The 18,917-nt window shown below is 59.7% G+C and carries 14 protein-coding genes; 9 read left to right on the forward strand and 5 right to left on the reverse strand.

The genetic code is table 11. The annotated features are described in order from the left end of the window. Positions 1-12: 12 nt before the first annotated feature. On the reverse strand, positions 13-2,133 hold the full coding sequence (gene parE, locus ACQZ63_RS18730) for a DNA topoisomerase IV subunit B (protein ID WP_013636223.1): 2,121 nt from the start codon (positions 2,131-2,133) through the stop codon (positions 13-15). 209 nt (positions 2,134-2,342) lie between these two features. On the opposite strand from parE, the gene ACQZ63_RS18735 reads away from it, so the two are divergent. The 4 genes from ACQZ63_RS18735 to ACQZ63_RS18750 all read left to right on the forward strand — a co-directional run bounded on the left by ACQZ63_RS18735 (position 2,343) and on the right by ACQZ63_RS18750 (position 6,571). Next, positions 2,343-3,224, forward strand: coding sequence for a dienelactone hydrolase family protein (locus tag ACQZ63_RS18735; protein ID WP_038491116.1), 882 nt, complete (start codon positions 2,343-2,345; stop codon positions 3,222-3,224). 214 nt (positions 3,225-3,438) lie between these two features. Further along, a complete protein-coding gene (gene tpiA / locus ACQZ63_RS18740) occupies positions 3,439-4,209 on the forward strand; it encodes a triose-phosphate isomerase (protein WP_003515430.1) in 771 nt (256 codons plus the stop codon). A gap of 115 nt (positions 4,210-4,324) precedes the next feature. Then, on the forward strand, positions 4,325-4,783 hold the full coding sequence (secG, locus tag ACQZ63_RS18745) for a preprotein translocase subunit SecG (RefSeq protein ID WP_003515429.1): 459 nt from the start codon (positions 4,325-4,327) through the stop codon (positions 4,781-4,783). 150 nt (positions 4,784-4,933) lie between these two features. After that, positions 4,934-6,571 (forward strand): CTP synthase, encoded by a 1,638-nt coding sequence (locus ACQZ63_RS18750; RefSeq protein WP_162763616.1) that lies wholly within the window; start codon positions 4,934-4,936, stop codon positions 6,569-6,571. Between the two features lie 66 nt (positions 6,572-6,637). Here the strand turns inward: ACQZ63_RS18750 and ACQZ63_RS18755 are convergent, their stop codons facing one another. After that, positions 6,638-7,570 carry an alpha/beta hydrolase gene (locus tag ACQZ63_RS18755; protein WP_113555785.1) on the reverse strand — a complete coding sequence of 311 codons (933 nt, stop codon included), beginning with the start codon at positions 7,568-7,570 and terminating at the stop codon, positions 6,638-6,640. Between the two features lie 208 nt (positions 7,571-7,778). Next, the gene (gene fumC / locus ACQZ63_RS18760) at positions 7,779-9,170 is read right to left on the reverse strand and encodes a class II fumarate hydratase (RefSeq protein WP_111804872.1); all 1,392 of its coding nucleotides are present in this window, start codon (positions 9,168-9,170) and stop codon (positions 7,779-7,781) included. Between the two features lie 408 nt (positions 9,171-9,578). Here fumC and ACQZ63_RS18765 point away from each other — a divergent pair, with 408 nt between their 5' ends. After that, positions 9,579-11,516 (forward strand): L,D-transpeptidase family protein, encoded by a 1,938-nt coding sequence (locus ACQZ63_RS18765; protein ID WP_113555786.1) that lies wholly within the window; start codon positions 9,579-9,581, stop codon positions 11,514-11,516. A gap of 236 nt (positions 11,517-11,752) precedes the next feature. Here the strand turns inward: ACQZ63_RS18765 and ACQZ63_RS18770 are convergent, their stop codons facing one another. After that, on the reverse strand, positions 11,753-12,454 hold the full coding sequence (locus tag ACQZ63_RS18770) for an HAD family hydrolase (RefSeq protein ID WP_113555787.1): 702 nt from the start codon (positions 12,452-12,454) through the stop codon (positions 11,753-11,755). Positions 12,455-12,646: 192 nt separating this feature from the next. Between ACQZ63_RS18770 and rpiA the strand changes: the two genes are divergently transcribed. The 4 genes from rpiA (at position 12,647) to ACQZ63_RS18790 (ending at position 17,110) form a co-directional block, all read left to right on the forward strand. Beyond that, positions 12,647-13,342: a ribose-5-phosphate isomerase RpiA gene (gene rpiA, locus ACQZ63_RS18775; RefSeq protein WP_003515412.1), complete on the forward strand. Its 696-nt coding sequence runs from the start codon at positions 12,647-12,649 to the stop codon at positions 13,340-13,342. Between the two features lie 16 nt (positions 13,343-13,358). Next, positions 13,359-13,925 carry a DUF2059 domain-containing protein gene (locus ACQZ63_RS18780; protein ID WP_013636215.1) on the forward strand — a complete coding sequence of 189 codons (567 nt, stop codon included), beginning with the start codon at positions 13,359-13,361 and terminating at the stop codon, positions 13,923-13,925. A gap of 168 nt (positions 13,926-14,093) precedes the next feature. Next, on the forward strand, positions 14,094-15,482 hold the full coding sequence (gene gor, locus ACQZ63_RS18785) for a glutathione-disulfide reductase (RefSeq protein ID WP_113555788.1): 1,389 nt from the start codon (positions 14,094-14,096) through the stop codon (positions 15,480-15,482). 251 nt (positions 15,483-15,733) lie between these two features. Continuing rightward, positions 15,734-17,110 carry a class II 3-deoxy-7-phosphoheptulonate synthase gene (locus tag ACQZ63_RS18790; protein WP_003515403.1) on the forward strand — a complete coding sequence of 459 codons (1,377 nt, stop codon included), beginning with the start codon at positions 15,734-15,736 and terminating at the stop codon, positions 17,108-17,110. Between the two features lie 67 nt (positions 17,111-17,177). Here the strand turns inward: ACQZ63_RS18790 and ACQZ63_RS18795 are convergent, their stop codons facing one another. Continuing rightward, positions 17,178-18,917, reverse strand: a complete 1,740-nt coding sequence (locus ACQZ63_RS18795; protein ID WP_448799345.1) for a TadG family pilus assembly protein — start codon at positions 18,915-18,917, stop codon at positions 17,178-17,180.

The following is an 18,917-nucleotide window of genomic DNA, read 5'->3' on the forward strand; positions in this document are numbered from 1 at the left end:
CGGGACGGTTGATCAGATATCCAGATTATCCGCAAAAGCCGCCCGTTCCTGAATGAAGCGGAATCGGGCATCCGCCTTGGTGCCCATCAGATTGTCGACCGCCTCGCGGGTACCTTCGAAATCCACGTCATCGATCTCGACGCGCAGCAGGGTGCGCTTTTCGGGATCCATGGTGGTTTCCTTCAACTGTGCCGCCATCATTTCACCAAGGCCTTTGAAGCGGCCGATTTCGACCTTCTTGCCCTTGAAGACGGTTTCCATCAATTCGGCGCGGTGGGCGTCGTCACGGGCATAGGCGCTCTTGGCACCCTGACGGATGACGTAGAGCGGCGGCACTGCGAGATAGAGGTGGTTGCCACGAATGAGTTCCGGCATTTCCTGATAGAAGAAGGTTATGAGCAGTGAGGCGATGTGAGCACCATCGACGTCGGCATCCGTCATGATGATGATGCGTTCGTAACGCAGATCCTCTTCGCGGTACTTGGTGCGCGTGCCGCAGCCCAGCGCCTGGATGAGATCGGCGATCTGCTGGTTGGCGGAGAGTTTTTCACGGCTTGCGCTGCCGACGTTGAGGATCTTGCCGCGCAGCGGCAGGATGGCCTGATTGGCGCGGTTGCGCGCCTGCTTGGCCGAGCCGCCAGCCGAGTCACCCTCAACGATGAAAAGCTCGGCATTCTCAGCCGTGTTCTGCGAGCAGTCCGCCAGCTTGCCGGGCAGGCGCAGCTTGCGCACCGCCGTCTTGCGGTTGACTTCCTTTTCCTTGCGGCGGCGCAGGCGTTCTTCTGCGCGCTCGATCACCCAGTCCAGCAGCTTCGCCGCTTCGCCCGGATTGCCGGTGAGATAATGGTCAAAGGGATCGCGTAGCGCGTTTTCGACGATACGCTGGGCCTCGACGGTCGCGAGCTTGTCCTTGGTCTGGCCGACGAATTCCGGCTCGCGGATGAAGACGGAGAGCATGCCCGCTGCCGAGATCATCACGTCATCGGTGGTGATTTCCCTGGCGCGCTTGTTCTGGGTCAGCTCCGCATAGTTCTTCAGGCCCTTGGTGAGCGCGATGCGGAAACCGGCCTCATGCGTACCGCCTTCAGGCGTCGGGATGGTATTGCAATAGGAATGGATCTGCGTGTCGCCGCCATACCAGGTCACAGCCCATTCCAGCGCGCCGTGGCCACCGGTCTTTTCGGTGCGGCCGGAGAAAATCTCGCGGGTGACGGTGAATTCCTTGCCGAGCGTGGCGGCCAGATAGTCCTTCAGACCACCGGGGAAATGGAAAACGGCCTTTTCGGGGATTTCGCCACCGGCGGGCACCATGCCGGGATCGCAGCTCCAGCGGATCTCGACGCCGCCGAAGAGATAAGCCTTGGAGCGGGCCATGCGGAAAATACGGGCCGGTTCGAATTTTGCGTGATCGCCAAAGATCTGCGGGTCCGGATGGAAACGCACGCGGGTGCCACGACGGTTGTGCACGTCACCCAGTTCTTCGAGACCGCCGATGGGCGCGCCGCGCGAAAAGCGCTGGCGGTAAAGCTTGCGGTTACGGGCGACTTCCACTTCCAGAAGATCGGACAGCGCATTGACCACGGAAACGCCGACGCCGTGCAGGCCGCCGGAGGTCTCATAGGCCTTTCCATCGAACTTGCCGCCGGCATGCAGCTTGGTCATGATGACTTCGAGCGTCGACTTGCCCGGAACCTGCGGATGGTTTTCCACCGGAATGCCGCGTCCGTTATCGGTGACGGTGAGGAAACCCTCGGTATCGAGATGGACCTCGATGAAATTGGCGTGGCCTGCGACGGCCTCGTCCATGGAGTTGTCGATGACTTCGGCAAAGAGGTGGTGCAGCGCCTTCTCGTCGGTGCCGCCAATATACATGCCGGGTCGCATGCGCACCGGTTCCAGCCCTTCGAGCACGCGGATCGACGAGGCACCGTAGTCGTCACCGGAAGGAGACACGGGCGCTGGGGGCGGGGGCGTCGTGACGGCCGCAACGGCTGCTGGTTTCGGCTGCACGTTCACGTTCGCGGCTGCGGACACCGGGGCCTTCACGGGTTTTGCCGTGTCCTCGTTCTTTTCCGTTTCGCTGTTTGGTGCCACCGGAAGACCGGAGAAGAGATCGTTGCTATCGTCCATCATGTCCAAGGTTCAAAAAAGCGTGTCGTCAGAATTTCGCCAAGCGAATCAGTATGCCAATAGGGGCGAGTATAGCGCCAAACGTGCAGGGCGTGTGGCCTAACGCGGCGCACCCTATGCCACGACTATGTCAGGGTTTCGCAGCAGGAGGATTGCGCTGCCGCCCTGGCAATGGCAAGTCTCGCAGCCACGAATGAACGGTTAACCAAGTCATGTCCACAGCTCATTTCACGTTTTGTACTCTTTTCTGCCTGACTGTTGCGGCGATGCCGGGCGGTGCCGGGGCGGCGGACGGGCCGCTGCGGCCGTTCAAGGACGAGCTGTTTTCCAGCCAGACAGTGCTTTCCGCGGCCGATGGCGGCGCATCTGAGGTGATCGATTATCAGGAGATGCGCGATATCAACGGCCGCGACGAGGTACCGGAACGCCGGGTGAAGCGGCAATATGTGGATATGGCGCCCAAGACAGCGCAGGCGATGGAATCCGTGGCGGTTGAGGGCAGGGCGCTTGAGGTGGGCCGCGTCGGGCCATCATCCGGGCAGGCCTTCACCGTGATCTTCATTCACGGGCGCGGCGGCGACCGGCGGCTTGGCATGAACGACTATACGTTCGGTGGCAATTTCAACCGGCTGAAAAATCTGGCTGTCGCCAATGGCGGCACCTATTATGTGCCGAGCGTACGATCCTTCGATGCCAATGGCGTTGCCGACGTTTCCGCGCTGATCACCTATGCTGCTAGCAAATCCGGCGGCAAGCCGGTGGTGTTGGCCTGCGCCTCCATGGGCAGCTTCATCTGCTACGGCATCAGCCGCGACAAGGCGACGGTCGGCAATCTCAAGGGCATGGCGATCCTTGGCGGCGCGGTCGATCCCGATTTTCCGAAGAGCGCCTTTGCGAAAGCCAAAAAGCCGGTGTGGTTCACCCATGGCAGCGCCGACAAGGTCTATTCCGCCGACAGCCAGGCGACCATCTTCCGCACCTTGCTGAAGGCGGGAGAGCCGGCGCGCTTCACGCTTTTTGAGACAGGCACGCATGGAACGCCGGTGCGCATGACCGACTGGCGGGCGGTTTTGAACTGGATTTTGAGCCGATGAGGTCCAGTTTTGGTTCGACAGGCGCGAATTTCGGCAAATTGACTGACGTTTTGAAGCTTATGACTGCTTTTTTGTACCAATTGTCATCAGCTGCGTTTAAGGAAATATTCCGGGATTTCCGGCAGGGTTTCTGTCGCGATTAGGGGCCGCCTGGCGGCTGAGGTAAGGGGTGTCCGCGCCAGCGGCTCTCCGAGACAAAGGGAATGGGATACGCATGACGCCGAATGTTCGACCGCTTGTAGCCGGAAACTGGAAGATGAACGGCACCCGTTCGTCGCTCGATCAGATCAAGGCCATGGCAGAGGGCGTCAAGGGCGCGCTTTCCGAAAAGGTGGATGCGCTGATCTGCCCGCCATCGACGCTTCTTTATGTGGCAACCGCGCTTTGCGACGACAGCCCGCTGATGATTGGCGGACAGGATTGCCACCAGAATGTTTCCGGCGCGCATACGGGCGACATTTCCGCCGAGATGATTGCCGATTGCTTCGGCACCCATGTCATCGTCGGCCACTCCGAGCGTCGCACCGACCATGCCGAGACGGATCATCTGGTCCGCGCCAAGGCCGTTGCCGCCCATCAGGCCGATCTTATCGCCATCGTCTGCATTGGCGAGACGGCGGATGAGCGCAAGGCGGGCCAGACGCTCGATATCCTCAAGCGCCAGCTCGCCGGATCGCTTCCGGACGAGGCAACCGCCGAAAACACCGTCATCGCTTATGAGCCGGTCTGGGCCATCGGCACGGGTCTGACGCCGACCACGCAGGATGTACGCGAGGCCCATGCCTTCATGCGCGACGAGCTGGTCAAGCGCTTTGGCGATGAAGGCAAGACCATGCGGATTCTCTACGGCGGCTCGGTGAAGCCTGCCAATGCGCTGGAACTGATGGGTGTCGAGAATGTCGACGGCGCATTGATCGGCGGCGCGAGCTTGAAAGCCTCCGACTTCCTTTCCATCTATGCGGCATACGAGCAACTGACGGCTTGAGACACGCTTTCCTGCCACAGTGGCGGGAAAGGGGCTTGGAATAAGCCTTCGCCTCATGTAAAGAGCCGCGAAACCTTCTTTGTAGTGCTCCGCGCGGGGCATGGAATGGATTGTCATGCAGACCGTTTTGATTGTTATTCACCTCATGATCGTGCTGGCGCTTGTCGGCGTGGTTCTGATCCAGCGTTCCGAAGGCGGCGGCCTCGGCATCGGCGGCGGTTCGGGCTTCATGTCCGCGCGCGGAACGGCCAATGCGCTGACCCGCACGACGGGTATCCTTGCCGCGCTGTTCTTCGTGACGTCGCTCGGACTTGGTCTTCTGACCCGGTACGAATCGCGCCCGACGGATATTCTGAACCGTATTCCGGCCACGCAGGGTCAGGGCAACGGCATTCTCGACACGCTCGGCCCGGCACAGACGCCGGCAACGCCGGCTCCGGCTGAGAATGGCGTTCCGACCAACAGCGGCGCTGCAGCACCTGCGCAGACCGCGCCTGCGCCGGCCACTGCTGGTGAAGCCGCTCCGGCACCGGCCAAGCCCGCCGATCCGAACGCAGTTCCGACCGGTCAATAAGCCCGGTTATGATTTAACGCTCCGGCAGGCCAAAAGCCTGCCGGTTTTCTTTTGTTTGCATTTCGCCACATCCCATTGCCAATTCGTCAACAGCGAATTTGCAACAGCATGAAATTTGGGCTGGCGGAATCAGAGGTAAAAAGGTATCCGGTGAATCCCATGGCGCGATATGTATTCATCACAGGCGGCGTGGTCTCCTCTCTCGGTAAGGGCATCGCAGCTGCGGCACTCGGAGCATTGCTGCAATCCCGTGGTTATCGGGTGCGGCTTCGCAAACTTGACCCCTATTTGAACGTCGATCCCGGCACGATGAGCCCGACACAGCACGGCGAAGTGTTTGTGACGGACGACGGTGCCGAGACGGACCTCGACCTTGGCCACTATGAACGCTTTACGGGGCGTTCGGCGACCAAGACCGACAACATCACCACTGGCCGGATCTACAAGAACATCATCGACAAGGAACGCCGCGGCGACTATCTCGGCGCGACCGTTCAGGTCATTCCGCATGTCACCAACGAGATCAAGGATTTCGTGACCGAAGGTAATGACGAGTACGACTTCGTCATCTGCGAAATCGGCGGCACAGTGGGTGATATAGAGGCGATGCCGTTCATGGAGGCGATCCGCCAGCTCGGCAACGACCTGCCGCGCGGCACTGCAATCTATGTTCACCTGACGCTGATGCCTTACATTCCGGCAGCCGGCGAATTGAAGACCAAGCCGACCCAGCATTCCGTGAAGGAACTGCAGGCGCTTGGCATTCATCCCGATATCCTGCTGGTGCGCGCCGACCGGGAAATCCCGGAAGCGGAACGCCGCAAGCTTTCGCTGTTCTGCAACGTGCGTCCTTCCGCCGTCATTCAGGCGTTGGATGTTGCCAACATCTATGACGTTCCGATCGCCTACCACAATGAAGGTCTCGATTCGGAAGTGCTGGCCGCTTTTGGTATCGAACCGGCGCCGAAGCCGCGTCTGGAACAGTGGGAAGAGGTCTGCAACCGTATCCGCACGCCGGAAGGCGAGGTAACGATTGCGATCGTCGGCAAATATACCGGCCTCAAGGACGCCTACAAGTCGCTGATCGAGGCGCTGCATCACGGTGGTTTTGCCAACCGCGTCAAGGTCAAGCTGGAGTGGATCGAGTCGGAAGTCTTCGAAAAGGAAGATCCGACGCCCTATCTCGAAAAGGTCAACGGCATTCTGGTGCCGGGCGGTTTCGGCGAGCGCGGTTCGGAAGGCAAGATCATGGCGGCGCAGTTCGCCCGTGAGCGCAACGTGCCCTATTTCGGGATCTGCTTCGGCATGCAGATGGCAGTCGTGGAAGCGGCGCGTCATCTGGCCGGCATCGAGAATGCCTCGTCCACCGAATTCGGTCCGACGGCTGAGCCCGTCGTTGGCCTGATGACCGAGTGGGTAAAGGGCAACGAGCTGGAGAAGCGCTCCACCAAGGGTGATCTCGGCGGCACCATGCGTCTCGGTGCTTACAAGGCAGCGCTGAAGAAAGACACGAAGATCGCCGAAATCTACGGTTCCACGGATATTTCCGAGCGCCACCGCCACCGCTACGAAGTGAATGTGGACTACAAGAACCGGCTGGAAGAATGCGGCCTCGTCTTCTCGGGCATGTCTCCTGATGGTGTGCTGCCGGAAACGGTGGAATATCCTGACCATCCCTGGTTCATCGGTGTGCAATACCACCCGGAACTCAAGAGCCGCCCGCTCGACCCGCATCCGCTGTTTGCCAGCTTCGTCGAAGCGGCGGTGGAGCAGAGCCGGCTGGTTTGACGGTTTGAATGAGATGAAGAGGGCCGCTTTTGCGGCCCTTTTTTATTGGGGTGCGCACAGAAAGCGTCAGGCCAGAAGGTTGTGCTTCCTCAGCCATGCCTCATACCATCCAGGCCATTCTTGCGTGGGGGTTCCGGGCTTGCCCATGCCGAAGCCGTGGCCGCCAGAAATGATTGGGTGAACTTCGACATCCACATCCGCCTTCTCGCACGCCTGCTGCATGATACGGCTATTGGCGGGATTGGAAATCCGGTCGTCATCCGCCTGCGTGAGGAAGACCGGAGGGCAATCTTTGCTCACATGGCTTTCCACTGACCACTCTCGTGTTGCCTCGTCTGTCGGGTGCCTGCCGATAAGTGACCTCCGGGTCGATGTATGGTCATAGGGCGCTGCAAGCGTGATGACCGGATAGATCAGGGCCGCAACATCCGGCCGGGCTGATTGCCTGTCGATGTCATCGACTGCTTCGTAAGACGCAAAAGCCGAGCGGGCGGCGGCCAACCCCATCAAGTGCCCGCCCGCAGAAAAACCAAGTGCGCCGATCCTGTACGGATCGATCTGCCGGTCCGAAGCGCGTGCACGCACCAGACGAAATGCGCGCTGCGCATCCTGAAGCGGTGCCAGCGGTCCAGCAGCCCATCCTTCAATCGGCAGACGGTAGGTGAGGACAAAAGCATAAATGCCTCTGGCCGCGAGCCAGCGTGCGGCGGGATAGGACTCCTTGCCTTCCTCGATGCGTTTATATCCACCGCCACCTGCAATGATCATTGCGGAACCATTTGGCTTTGCGGGAGCGAACACCTCCAGGGTCGGTACGGCAATGTTGGTGACAGCGCCTTTTTTGGTTATATTCGGGGCGCCGTTCGGACCACCGCCTCCCGGAGGCGGGCCGGGCCAAAGCGAAATCCGTTGCCTATCGCCTTGCGCAAGCAGACTTGGGACTTTCATGGCCGTGGCGAGGAACGCACCACCAAGAAGCAGGCTGCGGCGGCAGATCATGATGTCATCCTCAATCGTGCATCTGGTTTCGGCATTCTCTGCGGAAGAACAGCTTACGGGGACGATTTAAAAACACCAAGAGTGGTCAGAACCGGGACATCCCAATGCTTTGACCCTACACCACGGTCTCATCGCTCATCCGTCAATCGAACAAACAAAAAACGGGCCCGAAGGCCCGTTCTCTATTCCAGCGATAATCTCGACCGGCTTACTTCGGGCCGATCATGTTTTCCGGGCGCACATACTGGTCGAATTCCTCGTTCGTGAGGTATCCGCCGCCGACGGCCTCGTCGCGCAGTGTCGTGCCGTTCTTGTGCGCGGTCTTGGCGATCTTGGCGCAGATGTCGTAGCCGAGCTTGCTGTTGAGAGCCGTGACGAGCATCAGCGAGTTCTCGACGCCCTTCCTGATGTTGTCTTCGCGGGCTTCGATGCCGACGACGCAGTTGTCGGTGAAGGAGACGGCGGCATCGCCCAGAAGCTGGACCGACTGCAGGAAGTTGTAGGCCATCATCGGATTATAGACGTTCAGTTCGAAGTGCCCCTGCGAGCCTGCGAAGGAGAGCGCTGCATTGTTGCCGAAGATGTGGGCGCAAACCTGCGTCAGCGCTTCCGACTGCGTCGGGTTGACCTTGCCCGGCATGATCGATGAGCCGGGTTCGTTTTCCGGCAGCGACAATTCGCCAAGACCGGCGCGCGGGCCGGAGCCGAGGAAGCGGATGTCATTGGCGATCTTGAACAGGGCTGCTGCTGCGGCATTGATCGCGCCATGCGCGAACACCATGGAATCGTGCGAGGCAAGCGCTTCGAACTTGTTCGGCGCCGTCACGAACGGCAGGCCGGTGATCTTGGAAATCTCTTCGGCAACCTTTTCAGCGAAACCGACGGGGGCGTTCAGGCCCGTGCCGACCGCCGTGCCGCCCTGGGCAAGCTTGGAAAGTGCGGGCAGGGTGAGTTCGATATTGGCAATCGCCGAGGCGACCTGCGCGGCATAACCGGAAAACTCCTGGCCGAGCGTCAGCGGCGTGGCATCCTGCGTGTGGGTGCGGCCGATCTTGATGATCTTTTCGAACTGCTTGACCTTGGCTTCCAGCGCCGTGTGCAGGTGCTTGAGGGCCGGCAGCAGGTGGTGAACGATTTCTTCCACGCAGGCGATGTGCATCGCCGTCGGATAGGTGTCGTTCGAGGACTGGCTCATATTGACGTGGTCGTTGGGGTGAACCGGCTTCTTGGTGCCCATTTCGCCGCCGAGCATCTCGATTGCGCGGTTGGAAATCACCTCATTGGCATTCATGTTGGATTGCGTGCCGGAGCCGGTCTGCCAGACGACCAGCGGGAAATGCTCGGTCAGCTTGCCGTCGATGACTTCCTGCGCGGCTGCGATGATGGCGTCGCCTACCTTGGGGTCGAGGCCTGCAAGCGCCATGTTCGCACGGGCGGCGGCCTGCTTGACGATGCCGAGCGCGCGAACGACAGAGGCGGGCTGCTTTTCCCAGCCGATCTTGAAGTTGCCGAGCGAGCGCTGCGCCTGCGCGCCCCAATAGCGATCGGCCTGAACTTCAATGGGTCCAAATGTATCGGTTTCCGTCCGTGTGGCTGTCATCAATCTTGCCTTTTTACTCGTTTTCCTCCGCCAAAACGGCACTTCGGCCGCCTTGCGCGCGCCGATATATAGAATCATCGCGCTGGCAATGAAAGCGTTGCGAGGCATGCCTGGCAGATATTTCCCTTGGGACAGGGCGATTTTGGCGCTCATCCTGCCCGGTTAAGAAAAAGACCTTGGCGTGTCATTTTTACTACGTCGATAAAAGCCCGGAAAACTGGGGTTTCACCGGCTTGGAACGGCTTGGCCAACCACGGCAAAGTGAATGAAATAAATAGAAATTTAACCATTCTCGCCAATTCTGGAAATTACGTTTTTATGGTTTTGGCCGTAATATGAGGTTCATTTCGGGTGCGTTCTGGACTTCGGCGTTTTCTTTTCAACGGGCCGTCTATCGGCTAGACAAGCATGAAACTGGATGCTCCGTCTTCGTTGGCGGCGCTGGGTGCTACGAGGATCAAATTGCAAGTCACATCTGGAAAAACATCGGCAGCGCTGGTGCTGGCTCTCGGTCTTTCCGTTTCCACCGCTCTTCCCGGCAGCGCCGGCGCGGTAACGCTGATGGACCTTTTGCGTGGCGGGCCTGGCAAGGTTGCGCGCGATCGCGGTGAAATGCCGCCAGCCGGTATCGTCACCTCGCCGCCGACGGTCGGACCGAGCGCCGATGCATCCGATCCCGAGCCTCTGCCGCGTGTTTCCGGTCCACGTTATTACGATTACAAGGCCGATACCGCACGCGCTGTGAACACCGCCAATTTCGGCGAGGGTCTTGCCAATGTGAAGTTCAGCGCCACCCCCGAAATCGGCAAGGCTCTGGAAGCCTATTACGGTGCCGGCGGCAAGGCGCTCTGGGTTTCGGAAGGCGAGCTGACTGCCCGCGCGAACGCCGTCATGGCGTTTTTGGAGACTGTTGGCGAAAGCGGCCTCGATCCGGCCGATTACAGCATTTCAGTACCCGCAAAGGACGTGACCGCCAGCATCAGCGCAGGCGCGAACGCATCCGGCACGCCGGTGGAAGTGGCTTCCGCATCGACCTCCGACGCCTATCAGCGCGCGCAGATGCAGTTCGAGCTTGCGCTTTCTTCCAAGGTTCTGGCCTATGTGCAGGATACGACGCGTGGCCGTGTCGATCCGAACCGGCTGTCCGGTTACCACGATTTCAAGCGCAAGACGGTGAACCTTGCGCCCGTGCTGAAGCTTGCAGGCCTCAGCCCGGATATCGCAGCCTATCTGCGCAGCCGTGAACCTTCGAACGCCGAATATCTGGCGCTGAAGGCCGAACTGGCCCGGTTGCGCAGCGAGGGTGATACGGCCAACACGGTCAAGGTTCCCGCCGATCTGGTGCTGAAACCCGGCAACAGCAGCGGCGACATGGCGAGCGTCGTCAAGGCAATCGAACATCGCGCTTCGCCTGCCTTCAAGGCGGAACATGCGGCGATCATTTCTGGCTACCAGCAAACGCCGGATTATACGCCTGATCTCGTTGATCTGGTGAAGGCATTCCAGAGCGAAAACGGCCTGAAGGCCGACGGCGTCATCGGCCGCGCGACCGTGCGTGCCATGGTCGGCGAAAGCAACGACGCCCGGATTGCCAAGGTGCAGGTGGCGATGGAGCAGATCCGCTGGCTGCCGGCCGATCTCGGCCAGCGCTACGTCTTGATCAACCAGCCCGCCTTCATGGCCTACTACCACAATGACGGACAGGAACAGTTCGGCATGAAGGTGGTGGTCGGCTCCAAGGCCAACCAGACCTACTTCTTCCAGGACGAAATCCAGACCGTCGAATTCAACCCCTATTGGGGCGTTCCGCAGTCGATCATCGTCAACGAGATGCTGCCGAAGCTGCGCCGCGATCCGTCCTATCTCGACCGCCTGGGTTATGAGGTGCAGGTGGGTGGCCGTGCGGTTTCTTCTACCAGCGTCAACTGGTTCGGCTCGACCAACGCCATTTCGGTGCGTCAGCCGCCAAGCAGCGACAATGCGCTGGGCGACCTGAAAATCCTGTTCCCGAATGCGCATGCCATTTACATGCATGATACGCCTGCCAAGAGCTTCTTCAACCGCGACATGCGAGCGCTGAGCCACGGCTGTATCCGTCTGGTCGATCCGCGCCGCATGGCGGCGGCTGTTCTTGGCACCAGCGTCGACAAGGTCAACGAGCAGATTGCAGCGGGCAAGAACCGCGCCGTGCAGGTGCCGGTGAAGATACCGGTCTACGTGGCCTATTTTACCGCCTGGCCGGACAAGGCCGGCAAGGTGCAGTTCTTCGACGACGTCTACGACCGTGACAGCTACGTCCAGAAGGCGTTTGCGGTAACGACGAAGGCGCGGGCCGCGTCGATTTGATAGAAATCACATTGAGAAAAAGAAAGCGCCGGAAACGGCGCTTTTTTTGTTTGATGGCAAAGTCGCCACATGAATGGTGGCGTTAAACGGCAGCATCCCCACTCCGTCATTCCCGGACTTGGTCCGGGGTCCAGTGCGATCAGGACTTTGATCGCGAAAGAGTCGTATCATGGCGCAGACGCGCCGTGGCTGGATGCCGGATCAAGCCCGGCATGACGGTGGAGAACAGCGCCGTCTCAAGCCGCAGCGGCGCCCTTTGCGACCAGCTGCTCGAACAACGCGGGCGTCAACGCAGTGAAATCATCTATCACGACATCCGGTTCCAGTTCGGCCATCGGCACATCCGAATAACCGAAGGTGACGCCGATCGATGGGACGGCCGCATTTTTGGCGGCGAGAATGTCGTTGATGCTGTCACCCACCATGACCGAGCGCTGCGGGTCGCCGCCAGCCTTTTCGATGGTGCCGAGAATATGGCGCGCATCAGGCTTGCGGAAGGGGAAGGTGTCGCCACAGGTGATGGCGGCGAAATATCGGGTGAGATCCAGTTTTTCGAGCAGTGGAATCGCAAGGATTTCGGTCTTGTTGGTGCAGACCGCGAGCGTGATGCCAGCTGACGAAAGCGCATCCAGTACGCTGACGATGCCGGGGTAGGGGCGGCTGTCGCCGGGCATTTCTGCGCGATAATGGTCAATGAAACGCTCGTACAGCGGCTCCAGTTCGGCTTCCGGCAATTCTACCTGACGCAACGCGAAGGCCCGCTTGATCATCACGCGCGCGCCCTGGCCGACGAGATGCGTCAGGTCGTCATAGGTAACGGGGGCAAGACCAGCTGCGGCGATGGTGTGGTTGAGGCTCGAAACGAGATCGGCGGCGGTGTCGACGAGCGTACCATCGAGGTCGAAGATGGCGAGCGAGGAGAGCGGGCGGGATGTCACGGGAACTGGCCTCTTGAGAGAATGCTTTTGGCGATGATATCGATGCGTTCGTTGTGGCCAAGCCTAGGCAAACGGCTTTGTCTTTGCAACCGCACCACAACGTTCTGTTCGTTGCCTGCAAAAATGCTTTCGTTTGGCTTTCGACCCGTGTAAACAGCACGGCGACGACAAAGCTACCGGAGTTTCAGGCACATGGATGCCCGCCAGATGAAGATCAAGGCCGCCGAGGCCGCATTGTCCCATGTGCAAGACGGGATGCGACTTGGTATCGGCACGGGCTCTACAGCTGAGGAATTCGTCAGGCTTCTGGCGGAAAAGGTTGCTGCAGGCCTGAAGGTGGAAGGCGTGCCGACATCCGAGCGTACCGCGCGCCTTTGCGTGGAGCTTGGCGTGCCGCTGAAATCCCTCGATGAGTTGCCGGAACTGGACCTTACCATCGATGGCGCGGACGAAGTGGATCACGGCTTGCGACTCGTCAAGGGTGGTGGCGGTGCGCTTCTGCGCGAAAAGATCGTGGCGGCGGCATCCGCCCGCATGATCGTCATCGCCGACCAGAGCAAGGTTGTGGAGACGCTTGGCGCCTTTCCGCTTCCCATCGAAATCAATCCGTTCGGTCAGGTGGCGACACAGATAGCCATCGAGAAACTGGCGGCGCGGTCCGGCCTCTCGGGCGACCTGACGATGCGTTCGTCGGGCGACGGCGCCTTCATGACGGATGGTGGACACCTCATTCTCGACGCATCTTTTGGCCGTATTCCTGATGCAGAAGCGCTTGCACGCGAGCTGAACACTATCCCCGGTGTTGTCGAGCACGGACTTTTCATAAATTTGGCATCGCTTGCCATCATTGCGGGTCCTGAAGGCGCCCGCGTGATGCAGGCAGTATAACAGGAGCGAGATTTTCATGATCAAACTAGCGGGACTGGGCAAAGCTGCCGCTGCTTCGATCCTCATTTCCGGCATCGTGTTCGGTACTGCCGCACGCGCTCAGGAAATTTCGGAAGCGCATATCGCTGCCGCACGGCAGGCGATCGCCTCTCTTGGCGTTACTGACCGTTTCGATGATATCCTGCCGGGTCTGGCGGAACGTCTGAAGGCCGAACTCATTCAGGCATCGCCGAATGTGCAGGACGCGATCACCGCGACTGTCGACGCCAAGGCACTTGAGCTTGCGCCGCGCCGCGCCGATCTGGAACGCGAGGCAGCACTCACCTACGCGCGCGCCTTCTCCGTCGAAGAGCTGAACGCTATCTCCACCTTCTACAGCAGCGAAGCCGGCAAGAAGCTTCTGAAGGACGGCCCGATCGCCACGCGCGAACTGATGAAGGCTGCCGACATCTGGGCCGCGGGCATCAACCGCGATCTGAACACCTCCAGCATGACCGAATTGCAGAAGGTGGCCGGCGCTGATCTGAAGCCGCTTCCGGCCGATCAGGGCAACACCGGTGGCGCTCCGGCTCACAAGCCCTGAGTGAAATAGATAGAGCGTCGGGTCCCAAAGCTGACGTTCAGAAATATTCAAAGCCCGGCCGCAAGGTCGGGCTTTTCATTTGTGCGTCGCAGCACCTATATGTGCCATGAATACGCCACAGCCCGCCTTGAGGCCGATGGCACGTGGTTTTGATCAGGGGTTTTGACTATGACAGCTTATGACTACGATCTTTTCGTTATCGGTGGCGGCTCGGGCGGCGTGCGCAGCGCTCGCGTTGCCGCCTCACTCGGCAAGCGTGTGGGAATTGCCGAGGAATACCGTTACGGCGGAACCTGCGTCATCCGTGGTTGCGTGCCGAAGAAGCTGTTCGTTTATGCCTCGCAATTTCCTGAGCATTTCGAGGATGCCGAAGGTTTCGGCTGGAGCGTTGGCGAGCGTCGTTTCGACTGGAAAAAACTGATCGAAGCGAAAGACAGGGAAATCACCCGTCTCGAAGGGCTGTACCGCAAGGGTCTGGATAACGCCAAGGCCGATATTTTCGACAGCCGTGCAGAGCTTGTCGATGCGCATACCGTGAAGCTGACGAAGACTGGTGAGACCTTCACGGCCGAGCGTATCGTGATTGCCGTTGGCGGTACGCCGAACGAACACAAGGCGCTGCCCGGCCACGAGCTGACGATCTCCTCCAACGAGGCTTTCGACCTGGAAGAGCTGCCGAAATCAATCCTGATCGCTGGCGGTGGTTACATCGCCGTGGAATTCGCCAATATCTTCCACGGACTCGGTGTCGAAACGACGCTGATATATCGCGGCAGGGAAATCCTTTCGCGCTTCGATCACGATATGCGCAAGGGCCTTCATGAAGCGATGGAAGCCAAGGGCATTCGTATCATTCTTGAAGACGTCATTCAGGAAGTGAGCAAGGACGGTGCGGGCGGCTTTGTGGCACGCACGAAGCAGGGCAACTCGCTGCATGTCGGCCTGGTGATGCTGGCGCTCGGTCGCGATCCGAATACGCATGGTCTAGGCCTTGAAAATGCCGGTGTGAAGGTGGATGCGCGCGGCGCGATCATCGTCGATGAGTATTCGCGCACGAACGTTCCTAGTATCTTCGCACTGGGCGACGTCACCGACCGGGTACAGCTGACGCCGGTGGCGATCCACGAGGCCATGTGCTTCATCGAAACCGAGTACAAGAACAACCCGACCAAGCCGGACCACGAGCTTATTGCCACTGCGGTGTTCTCGCAGCCGGAAATCGGCACGGTTGGACTTTCTGAAGAGGAAGCGGGCAAGAAATACCCGGAACTGGAAGTCTATCGCGCGCAGTTCCGTCCGATGAAGGCAACGCTGTCCGGGCGTCAGGAAAAGACGATCATGAAGCTGATTGTCAATGCCGCCGACCGTAAGGTCGTCGGCGCGCATATTCTCGGCCACGAGGCGGGCGAAATGGCGCAGCTCCTCGGCATCACACTGAAGGCCGGATGCACCAAGGACGATTTCGATCGCACCATGGCGGTTCATCCGACAGCGGCCGAGGAACTGGTGACGATGTATTCGCCAAGCTACCGCGTGGTGAACGGCGAGCGCGTGTAACGCCGTCGCTTGCGCAACGTGATCACGTCTCCGCTTGGCTCGCCACCACTTGAAAACCGTTGTTTTCCGGGTGGTGGCGGGCTTATTAAATCGTTTGAATTGACTTTTATGCACGTTAAACGCCTAAAAACGGGCGGAATGGGCCCGATGGCCCTGACATCGGCTATGCAAAGCCTGTGCTTGGAGCTATAAGCCGCTCAATTTTTCGAGGCGGTCGTGCACAAATGCGCGGGCGAGAAAAGGGTAAGGACATGGCACAGAATTGGACACCCGGCAGTTGGCGGCAGAAACCGATCCAGCAGGTTCCCGAATATCCTGACGCGGCAGCGCTTGCGGCGACGGAAGCCACGCTTGCGACCTATCCGCCGCTCGTTTTTGCCGGTGAAGCCCGCCGCCTGAAAAAGCAGCTTGCCAATGTGGCAGACGGCAACGCCTTTCTGTTGCAGGGTGGCGATTGCGCCGAAAGCTTCCTCGAGCATGGCGCGGATAATATCCGCGACTTCTTCCGCGCTTTCCTGCAGATGGCTGTCGTCCTGACCTATGGTGCGCAGCTGCCGGTGGTGAAGGTCGGTCGTATTGCCGGTCAGTTCGCCAAGCCGCGCTCTTCGAACGTGGAAGTGCTCGATGGCGTGACGCTGCCGTCCTACCGCGGCGACATCATCAACGGCATCGAGTTCAATGAGACCTCGCGCGTGCCGAACCCCGAGCGTCAGCTCGACGCGTACCGCCAGTCGGCGGCGACGCTTAACCTGCTGCGCGCTTTCGCAATGGGCGGCTACGCCAACCTTGAAAACGTTCACCAGTGGATGCTCGGCTTCATCAAGGACAGCCCGCAGGCGGATCGTTACCGCAAGCTGGCTGACCGGATTTCCGAGACCATGAACTTCATGCAGGCAATCGGCATCAGCGCAGAAAACAATCCTAGCCTGCGCGAAACCGATTTCTTCACCAGCCACGAGGCTCTGCTGCTCGGTTACGAAGAGGCGCTGACCCGCGTCGATTCGACCTCCGGTGACTGGTATGCCACGTCTGGCCACATGATCTGGATCGGCGACCGCACGCGTCAGCTCGACCATGCGCATGTGGAATATTTCCGCGGCATCAAGAACCCGATCGGCCTGAAGTGCGGACCGTCGCTGACGCCGGATAATCTGATCGAGCTGATCGACGCACTGAACCCTGCAAACGAGGCCGGCCGTCTGACGCTGATCTGCCGTTTCGGCCACGACAAGGTTGCAGACAGCCTGCCGAAGCTCATCCGTGCCGTGGAGAAAGAGGGCCGCAAGGTCGTCTGGTCGTGCGATCCGATGCATGGCAACACGATCACGCTCAACCACTACAAGACGCGTCCGTTCGAGCGCATCCTGTCGGAAGTCGAAAGCTTCTTCCAGATCCACCGTGCCGAAGGCACACATCCGGGCGGCATCCACATCGAGATGACCGGCAAGGACGTGACGGAATGCACCGGCGGCGCGCGCGCCGTGACGGCAGATTCGCTGTCGGATCGTTACCACACCCATTGCGATCCGCGTCTCAACGCCGATCAGGCACTGGAGCTGGCCTTCCTTCTGTCCGAGCGCATGAAGAGCGGCCGGGACGAGAAGCGTCTGGCAATTGCTACTGCCTGACAGAGGCAGATCAAACAAAAAAGCCGCCGGATACTGCCGGCGGCTTTTTTTATGGTTGTCGGCCTGATTACTGGACGAGTGCCGGCTGCTGGCAGCGAACGTCGGTGACGCGCACATCGGCTTCGCCGATCTTGACGCCGAGTACCAGCAGCACATTGTAGAGCAGCTGATCCACGGGCGCCGTGACTGCCGCGAGCGTGTTGGCAAGCGCCGACTGGATGCCCGCCATACCTCCCAGATCGATGTTGAGGAAGAGAAGCCTGATATCCAGATTGAGGTTCTTCAGCAGTGAACTGACAAGAGTGGTAACGGTATCCTTGGTGGAAACACTCTTGATCTTGGCCTGGGTGATATCCGACTGGGTGAAGGTCAGCTTGGTCTTCGTCATGTTGGTGGCATTGATGAGAGCGCTGCCATTGATGGCAAGCAGGGCCGAATCCACGATCGCCGTCTTGGTGACGCGCGGATCCTTGCCGAAATTGGCAAAGGCCGTGGTATCGACATTGCCAAGCGCGATTTCTGCGACGCCGGGAACAACTTCGACATCGACCGTACCCTGTCCGCCGCCCGTGCAGCGAATGTCGGCGAGCCGCGCTTCAGCATGGGCGACTTCCACATAGAGCGGAATATTGACCTTCAGACCGGCAATCGCCTGAAGCCCGTCAACCACGACACTGACCGCCAGCCGGGTTTGTGCGGTGCGCACCACGGTGCCCTGGCCGCCGACGGCAAGCGACGGCGTTTCGACGGGTGGCTCACCGATGGCGAGCGTCGTCTTGACCGAGGCTAGACCGAGAAGATTGGCGTTGAGGTTGAGCGCCAGCTGGTTGCCGCCATTGCCTGCCACGGCGGCGGCGTTGAGGAGATCGAAGACGCCTGCGGTGACCTTGAGGTTTTCGCCGCTACCGATCAGCTTGTCCGAGAACGGGCCGAGATTGAGGATTTCTTCAAGCTTGAGCTTGATGTTGCTCTTGTTAGCGGTTTTTGCCAGCGTCTTCAGGATGTTGGCCACAGCCGGCTGCAGGCCGGTGGTCTTCGTCAGCGCGTCCAGGAATTTGCCGTAGGTGATTTCCGTCTTCAGGACATCCTTGTAGGTGCCGGCTGTCAGGTTGAGATCGACAGCCAGCGCTTCGACGACATGCAGCGCGTTGACATCTGCAGCCACAAGCGCCTGGTAATCCATAACCTTGAGCGAGACCGTGGTGCCGAGCAGGCCGCCGAGCAGGCTGTTCAAAATGCCTTCATCGAGGCTCGCCAGTCGCGAGCCCACCGAAAATGCCGCGATCTTTTGGGATGAGGCCGTTCCGGCCGCGGAAATCTTGGGCGGCGTGGTGAAGGCGGAAGCAAAGAATATCTGGCCCTTTTCGACGATATTCACTTTCATCGCATTGGTGGGAAGTGCATTTTCGACGAAACGCTGGCCGACAGGCAGGGTCGCGTCCGGCTCATAGTGACCTTTGACGACTTCGGCATAACCGTTGCTCTTGGCAAATTCGTTCAAGGGGTCGAAAGGTTGAAGACCGTCCACGGTCAAGAGGCCATTCGGTGTCTTGACCCCGAGATTCATGCCGTTGAGGGCGAAATATTGCTGGACCGCCTTTTCGGGATCAGCGGCATTGGCCGCCGCTGATATGGCCGCAAGATCGGCGGTCTGCTGCAATTGCCGCTTCTGCAGGGTCAGATAGCCATAGTCGACGCCAAGCGCCAATATGCCGATGAAAAGCGGTGCGGTAAGCCCGGCCGAGATGGCGATGTTGCCTGTGCGATCCTTCAGGAAACGGGGAAGCAAAGAAGAGATATTTTGCAT

It is taken from the genome of Agrobacterium sp. CG160-95 (assembly GCF_053521725.1).